Source organism: Virgibacillus sp. FSP13 (genome assembly GCF_054048505.1).
The window spans coordinates 1-8,263 of record NZ_JBSVKG010000048.1; the positions used below are offsets into that span (position 1 = coordinate 1).

General features: G+C 38.5%; 9 protein-coding genes. All 9 read left to right on the forward strand.

All coding sequences use genetic code 11. From position 1 onward, the window contains the following. The first annotated feature begins 224 nt into the window (after nucleotides 1-224). Nucleotides 225-995, forward strand: coding sequence for a type III pantothenate kinase (locus ACW2QC_RS19915; RefSeq protein ID WP_457545672.1), 771 nt, complete (start codon nucleotides 225-227; stop codon nucleotides 993-995). 27 nt (nucleotides 996-1,022) lie between these two features. After that, nucleotides 1,023-1,904: an Hsp33 family molecular chaperone HslO gene (gene hslO / locus ACW2QC_RS19920; RefSeq protein ID WP_457545673.1), complete on the forward strand. Its 882-nt coding sequence runs from the start codon at nucleotides 1,023-1,025 to the stop codon at nucleotides 1,902-1,904. A gap of 29 nt (nucleotides 1,905-1,933) precedes the next feature. Then, a complete protein-coding gene (locus ACW2QC_RS19925; RefSeq protein ID WP_457545674.1) occupies nucleotides 1,934-2,830 on the forward strand; it encodes a peptidylprolyl isomerase in 897 nt (298 codons plus the stop codon). A 121-nt stretch (nucleotides 2,831-2,951) separates the two neighbouring features. Continuing rightward, entirely contained in the window at nucleotides 2,952-3,881 is a 930-nt protein-coding gene (cysK, locus tag ACW2QC_RS19930) for a cysteine synthase A (RefSeq protein ID WP_457545675.1), read from the forward strand. Nucleotides 3,882-4,461: 580 nt separating this feature from the next. Next, the gene (gene folP / locus ACW2QC_RS19935) at nucleotides 4,462-5,292 is read left to right on the forward strand and encodes a dihydropteroate synthase (protein WP_457545676.1); all 831 of its coding nucleotides are present in this window, start codon (nucleotides 4,462-4,464) and stop codon (nucleotides 5,290-5,292) included. Next, nucleotides 5,285-5,650: a dihydroneopterin aldolase gene (gene folB, locus ACW2QC_RS19940; RefSeq protein WP_457545677.1), complete on the forward strand. Its 366-nt coding sequence runs from the start codon at nucleotides 5,285-5,287 to the stop codon at nucleotides 5,648-5,650. Before folP ends, folB begins: the two co-directional genes overlap by 8 nt. Next, complete coding sequence (gene folK, locus ACW2QC_RS19945; RefSeq protein WP_457545678.1) at nucleotides 5,650-6,159, forward strand: 2-amino-4-hydroxy-6-hydroxymethyldihydropteridine diphosphokinase; 510 nt, start codon at nucleotides 5,650-5,652, stop codon at nucleotides 6,157-6,159. Before folB ends, folK begins: the two co-directional genes overlap by 1 nt. Then, complete coding sequence (locus ACW2QC_RS19950; RefSeq protein WP_457545679.1) at nucleotides 6,129-6,338, forward strand: helix-turn-helix domain-containing protein; 210 nt, start codon at nucleotides 6,129-6,131, stop codon at nucleotides 6,336-6,338. Before folK ends, ACW2QC_RS19950 begins: the two co-directional genes overlap by 31 nt. A 231-nt stretch (nucleotides 6,339-6,569) precedes the next feature. Continuing rightward, nucleotides 6,570-8,054: a lysine--tRNA ligase gene (gene lysS / locus ACW2QC_RS19955; RefSeq protein WP_457545680.1), complete on the forward strand. Its 1,485-nt coding sequence runs from the start codon at nucleotides 6,570-6,572 to the stop codon at nucleotides 8,052-8,054. Nucleotides 8,055-8,263: the final 209 nt, after the last annotated feature.

Consider the following 8,263-nt stretch of genomic DNA (forward strand, 5'->3'; position numbering starts at 1 on the left):
TAGCAGTTATGACGCACTTTCTATCAACTGTGGATAAAAAAACAACAAATGTTTTCGATGGGGCGAGTAATCGCAGTCCTAATCTTTTAGAAAACAGCCTGCTTTTCAAGGGCATTACGTCCTTTGCCTGTGAGGGCGCTTGCACTTTTCCTATATAGTTGTGGTATATTAAAAAGATAAGAAAACGATGATATTAACAGAAAAACAGAAGGGTTTGGTAAGAGATGCTTTTCGTGCTAGACGTAGGTAATACCAATACTGTTTTAGGTGTCTTTGAACAAGATCAGCTAAAACATGAATGGCGAATTAAAACCGATAGACATAAAACAGAAGATGAATTTGGGGTTTTAATAAAATCACTTTTTGATCATAAAGGAATCAGCTTTTCTGATATACACGGTATTATTATTTCATCCGTTGTACCACCTATTATGTTTGCATTAGAAAAAATGTGTACGTATTATTTTAATCAGGAGCCTTTAATTATTGGCAAGGACACAGTTCAATTATTTTTGAAAATGGGATATCCGAACCCAAAAGAGATTGGAGCAGATCGTATTGTGAATGCAGTCGGTGCAATCTCTGAATATGGCGCACCACTCGTTATTATTGACTTTGGTACAGCGACAACGTATTGTTACATCAATGAAAAGGAAGAATATCAGGGTGGATCGATTGCACCGGGGATCCATATCTCCATGGAAGCATTATATAGTAAAGCATCAAAACTACCCAAAATTGAAATACAGGCACCAGAGCATATGGTTGGAAAAACAACTGTTGAAGCAATGCAATCTGGTGTATTTTATGGCTATGTAGGACAAGTAGATGGAATCGTTACGCGCATCAAACAACAAGCATCGATTGAACCAAAAGTTGTTGCGACAGGAGGACTAGCTTCCTTAATCTCTGACGCTTCAACAACAATTGATTACGTTGATAAACATTTAACATTAAAAGGATTATATTTAATTTATCAAAAAAATATGCAATAAATTCGTTTCATAAAGGAGATTAACATCATGAAGGATTATTTGGTAAAAGCGACGACATATCAAGGAATGGTACGCGCTTATGCAATTCAATCAACAAACATGGTAGAGGAAACAAGACGTAGACAGGATACATGGGCAACCACATCTGCTGCTCTAGGACGAACGGTTACAATCACAGCAATGATGGGTGCTATGTTAAAAGGAGAAGATTCATTAACGGTAAAGGTTGAAGGAAACGGTCCGATTGGTGCTATTATTGCTGATGCAAATGCTAATGGTGAAGTGCGTGGGTATGTTACAAATCCGCATGTAGATTTTGACCTCAATGACCGAGGTAAATTAGACGTAGCCCGCGCTGTTGGAACTGAAGGAAGCCTAAGCGTTGTCAAAGATTTAGGTCTAAAAGATTATTTTACAGGTCAAGTTCCAATCGTTTCTGGAGAAATAGGCGAGGATTTCACCTACTATTATGCAAATTCGGAACAGATACCTTCAGCTGTAGGCGCTGGTGTGTTGGTGAATCCAGACCAGACAATATTGGCTGCAGGTGGATTTATTGTACAAGTAATGCCTGGAGCAGGTGAAGAAATTATTGAACGGCTAGAAACGCAAATTCAGTCCTTTCCGCCAATTTCCAATTTAATTAGAGAAGGAAATTCACCAGAGCAAATTTTACAACGACTATTCGGTGATGAAGAACTTCATTTTCATGAACAGATGCCAGTAACATTTGCATGTAAATGTTCAAGGGAGAGAATTCAAAATGCCATCAGAGGACTTGGTGATGAAGAAATTCAGCAGATGATTGATGAAGATCATGGCGCAGAAGCAACGTGTCATTTTTGTAATGAGACTTATCAATTTAATGAAGTTGAGCTTGAGGAATTGAAACGTTCGAATGAGCAATAACGCTTGGTTTTTATGAAAGGGTGCACCATATGTCAAGAAGACTTTTGTTAGGGATCGTGGTTGTCTTAATTGTTACAAACATTACGACATTATTGGCTTGGAACAAAGATGAAAATGTGACCATTGATGGGACCAAAGCTAAAATTGACAGTGGGAAACCAGTAGCAACGGTTGGTGATGAGGAGATCTCGTATAACGCTTGGATACAATCACTTAGAGACGTACATGGCAAAAGTCAGCTGAAGCAATTAGTCGATCATAAACTAGTGGAACAATTAGCAAGTAATCGTAACATTGAAATTAGTGAGAAAGTGATTGATCGTGAAATCGCACTATTAACGACAATGCAAGGAATTATGACCAAAGAGGAAACGGCATCTAAGGAAAAAAAGTGGCGAAAGGATATTGTTTACCGTTACCAGTTAATGGCGCTTCTAGCAGAGAATACGAAGGTTAATGAGGATGAAGTTACAGCCTATTATAATGGTTATCAAAAACAATATGATTTCCAAGCTACCATGCAACTCTCACACATTGTTGTATCCGATTTTAAAACAGCTAAAAAAGTTGTTAAAGAACTAGATAATGGTGCATCATTTAAACTTTTAGCTAAAGAGTATTCAATTGATGAAGAGACAAAAAGTGCTGGAGGTTATTTAGGCTTTTTTGTAAATTCAAGTCAATTCCTTCCTAATGGTTATGAAGAGGTAGCAAAAGAGATGGAACAACGGTCATATAGCGAACCATTCAAAAGTGACCACGGTGTATCGATTATCTACCTGCATCGAAAGTTACCATCCATTACATTTACCTACGATGAAATTAAGCAATATATAAAAGAAGAATTGGCATTAGAAAAAAATGGTCGATCCTTAACGGCCGATTCGCTTTGGGATAAAGCTGATATTAAATGGATCTATGAATAGCTGAACATCTTTCGGCTAAAATAACAGTGAATTATTCCCCATTTTAGTTGACAAAAACAGGCAAACAACGTACATTATAATTAAATCATACAAAAATACTAGGAATTAGGAGGGGATTCATATGAGAGTTGCTAATAATATTGCGGGGTTAGTTGGGCAAACACCAATTGTAAAGTTAAACCGTGCTGCAGACAAAGATAGTGCAGATATTTATTTGAAGTTAGAATTTATGAACCCGGGTAGTTCTGTGAAAGATCGTATTGCAATGTCAATGATTGAGGCTGCAGAAGAGGCAGGTATTTTAAAAGAAGGGGATACGATTATCGAACCAACTAGTGGTAACACAGGGATTGGACTCTCGATGATTGGTGCAGCTAAAGGGTATAAAACGGTTATTGTGATGCCGGATACGATGAGTAAAGAGCGCCGAAATTTATTACGTGCATATGGTGCTGAACTAGTATTGACACCAGGTGCTGATGGAATGAATGGTGCTATTAAAAAAGCTGAGGAGCTTAAAGAAGAAAATGGCTACTTCATGCCGCAACAATTTACCAACGAGGCAAACCCAGAAGTGCACGCACGTACAACTGGAAATGAAATTGTTGAACAAATGAAAGACGGACTTGATGGATTTGTTTCCGGTATTGGTACTGGTGGAACAATTACAGGTGCTGGAAAAGTATTGAGGGACCATTTTAAAGATATTAAGGTTTACGCAGTTGAACCAGAAGATTCGGCGGTTCTTTCTGGTGGCAAGCCTGGCCCGCATAAAATCCAAGGTCTTGGTGCAGGATTTGTACCAAAAGTTCTAGACACAGATGTTTATGATGAAGTTGTGCGTATTACTAATGATGAAGCATTTACTGCATCACGTGAGGCGGCAAAACTGGATGGCATTTTAGGCGGAATATCCTCAGGTGCGGCAATAGCTGCGGCAAAAAAAGTCGCTAAAAAATTAGGTGAAGGTAAAAAAGTGCTTGCTGTATTACCTGATAATGGCGAACGTTATTTATCTACTCCACTTTATCAATTTGATGAGGAAAATTAAACAGCATATCCATGCTTCAAAAAGAGCCAATCGATTATTTTAATTAGTTCAGTATGTGTGGAGAAAATCATAAAAGACAATGCAAATAGAGTGCTAAATCGCAATGGTTTTAGCACTCTGTTTTTAGTTGATATAAAGTGCGACGTAACAGCAACGTGATTTTCGCTGCGGGCAGTCGACTCCTGCGGGGACAGCACGTGTCTGAAGACCCCTAACCATCTTATTCGTATTTAATTACATTATAATAGATAGTCGAAAAGGTAAAACAGTGTATTTCCGGAACGGCGGGAGAGCAATTTCTTAGTTATGTCACACTTTATATCCATAGCAACAAACTTTGTGAATTGCTATGATATTTTGTTGTTTAAATTCATATAAGCGATATCAATATCAACCCGATTGATATGCTTTTTGTCGTGTTATTTTGTATGTATCTCTACGTTATCTGAACTACTTACAATTATTTGGCTCCTTTCGAACAGTACGAGAAAGAAGGAGTTAGCATCAAATGGACTGGTGCTAGTCCTTTTTTATATGGTACGATATAGAGAGAAAAATTGCACTGGAAGAAGGTTGCCATATGATATTAAAAACAAATATGAAGACATTTGATTTAACAGAACGAACGCACATAATGGGAATCCTGAATGTAACACCAGATTCATTTTCTGATGGAGGTAGCTATGCAACATCAGATAATGCGGTTAAACAGGCTGTGACAATGGAGCATCAAGGTGCAGATATGATTGATATTGGCGGGGAGTCCACAAGACCTGATCATCAAGCGGTATCATTACAAGAGGAATTAGACAGAGTCCTGCCCATGATACAGGCGGTTAAGCAAGAAGTGCAAGTACCTATTTCGATTGATACATATAAGGCAGAAACGGCAAGACAAGCGATTGGAGCTGGTGCAGAAATCATTAATGATATTTGGGGTGCAAAAAAAGACCCTGAAATAGCAAATGTTGCTGCGGAATGTAATGTGCCGATTATATTAATGCACAATCGTGAGGATAAAAATTACACGTCATTAATCGATGATATGAAAAGGGATTTACAAGGTAGTATTGAAATTGCAATTAAGGCTGGCGTAGCTGAGGAAAATATCATCCTTGATCCGGGTGTCGGTTTTGCAAAGACAGCAGCGGACAATTTAGCTGTAATGAATAATCTTGAAAAGTTCTCCGACCTAGGATATCCAGTTTTGTTAGGGACCTCCCGGAAGTCGTTCATAGGTAAGGTGTTAGACGTACCAGCCCCTGATCGGGATAACGGTACAGGCGCAACAACTTGTCTTGGGATAGTAAAAGGTGCACAAATTATCCGTGTGCACAATGTAATTATGAATGTAGAGTTAGCAAAAATGATGGATGCGATGTTACGGAAAGAGGCGACAATTAATGGATAAGATTACAATAAATCGTATGGAGTTTTATGGGTACCACGGTCTTTTTCCCGAAGAAAACAAACTCGGTCAGCGATTTTATGTTGATGTTGAACTAATGATGGACCTAAAAAAGCCAGGTCTATCTGATGTAATGGATGATTCTATTGATTATGGACATGTTTATGAATTAACTAAAAATGTCGCAGAAGGGGAGCCAAAGAATCTTATTGAAGCAGTTGCTGAAAGGATTGCTGACGTATTACTTTCGTCCTTTGAATTATTAGCGGCGTGCGCGGTTAAAGTAACGAAACCAGATCCCCCGATACCTGGTCATTATCAGTCTGTTGCTGTGGAAATTTTCCGGGAGAAATCACTATAATGGGTATTTATATTGCTTTAGGAACAAATATTGAACCACGATATCAACATTTAACGGAAGCATTGACATTGCTTGAAGAAAATAACGCTATTTCGGTGGAAAAAAAGTCATCCATTTATGAAACAGCACCAGTTGGTTACACGGATCAAGCCGATTTTTTGAATATGGTTATTGAGCTAAATACGGACCTTTCAGCGATAGAGTTATTGGACGTTTGTCAGTCGATCGAACTTCAATTAGGCCGAAAAAGGGAAATTCGCTTCGGCCCACGTACAATAGATCTTGACATTTTAATCTTTAATAATGAAAATGAAGAAACAAAACGGCTTATTATACCACACCCTAGAATGCATGAACGAGCCTTTGTGCTTATTCCATTAGCAGAAATTGAACCGGATTTATGTATCCTAAACCGGAATAAGAGCGTGACAGACTTGGTGAAAGATTTGTCAGCCCAAGATAAGAAGGATGTAACTAGATGGACACAAAGCGACTCGGTAGACGAATAAAAGCATTCCGTAAATTAAAAGGATATACACAAGTAGCCTTTGCTAAGGAAATCGATGTACCAATAGCTGTTTTAGGTAGAGTTGAGCGGGGGACAGAGGTGGCAAGTGATGAACTGATTAGTAAAATAGGTAATACGTTAGCTGTCTCGCGAGAAGAGTTAACGTTAGAGGGAAATTAGAAAATGCAATAAGTACGTCATAAACGCGTATAATTGACATGACCAATTGCTTTTCCTATACTAATAACGAAGAGAGACCTGCCAGTGGCTTGCTGGCAGTTTTTTGTTTAATCATAAAATCATAGCAATGAAGTTTATTCAATGGATATTATGGACGGGGTAGATGCCAAGTTTGAAGGGAGTTCCTCTTCCTATCTATACAGACAATTAAATAAAATTATTGGAGTGATAATGGTGTCAGAAGAATTAAATGAACATATGCGGGTCAGACGGGAAAAAATAGAAGCTTATCGCGAACAGGATATCGATCCATTTGGAGGGAAATTTAACAGAACCCATTTAGCGAAATCACTAATTGAAAAGTATGATCAGTTTTCAAAAGAAGAATTGGAGGAAAAAACAGATAAGGTTACGATCGCAGGACGGATGATGACAAAGCGTGGAAAAGGAAAAGCGGGCTTTGCTCATTTGCAGGATTTAAGTGGACAAATCCAAATATACGTACGTAAAGATGCAATCGGTGAAGAAGCATATGAGCTATTTAAATCAACTGATTTGGGTGACATTGTCGGTATAACAGGCGTGATGTTCAAAACGAAAGTCGGTGAACTTTCTGTAAAGGCTACAGAATTCCAGTTACTAACTAAATCGATGCGTCCGTTACCAGAAAAATATCATGGCTTAAAGGATGTAGAGCAACGTTATCGTCAACGTTACCTAGATTTAATTACGAATCTTGATAGTAGAGAGACATTTGTTTTGCGCAGTAAAATTATTCAATCCATGCGGCATTATTTAAACGAGCAAGGATTTTTAGAAGTGGAAACACCAATGATGCACGGTATTCCTGGCGGGGCAGCTGCCAGACCGTTTGTAACGCACCACAACGCTTTGGATATCCCGTTATACATGCGTATTGCAATTGAGTTACATCTAAAGCGCCTGATTGTTGGTGGAATGGAAAAGGTATATGAAATTGGTCGTGTGTTCCGTAATGAAGGTGTATCAACTAGACACAACCCGGAATTTACCATGATGGAATTATACGAAGCGTACGCTGATTTTCATGATGTCATGTCGTTAACAGAAAATATGATTGCCCATATTGCGAAAGAAGTTTTGGGTACAACAACAATTACGTATGGGGAAGAGGAAGTATCCTTAGAGCCACAGTGGACAAGACTACACATGGTAGATGCGGTTAAAGAGTTTACAGGTGTGGATTTTTGGGAACAGATGAGTGATGAAGATGCTAGAAGTTTAGCGGCAGAACATGGAATAGAGATAAAACAATCAATGACGTTTGGACATGTCGTAAATGAATTCTTTGAACAAAGAGTGGAAGAGAAACTAATCCAACCAACATTTATTTATGGTCACCCGGTCGAGATATCACCACTAGCAAAGAAAAATAAAGAGGATAGCCGTTTTACCGATCGATTTGAGCTGTTTATTGTTGGTCGTGAACATGCAAATGCCTTTAGTGAATTAAATGACCCTATTGATCAAAGAGAACGATTTGAAGCACAGCTCAAGGAAAGAGAAGAAGGAAATGATGAGGCTCATTTAATGGATGAGGACTTCCTGGAAGCATTGGAGTACGGCATGGCTCCAACTGGGGGACTTGGTATAGGAATCGATCGACTTGTAATGCTATTAACAAATTCACCATCGATCCGCGATGTATTGTTATTCCCGCAAATGCGTAATAAGTAATTTGATCATTGTTACGGTGCTATAATGAGTTGGATGGCCCTGAAAGGTGGGGTTATCATTGCCATTTCGGGCTATCTGGCTTATTTATTTACGTATAAACAGCAGGTTACAGTAATTTCCTTTTCTTTATTTACATTTTTCTCTTGCGTTCAGGGAATAATCATGGTAAATTAGTAAACGTTGCGTTGCTGATGAAGCAAAGCATAATA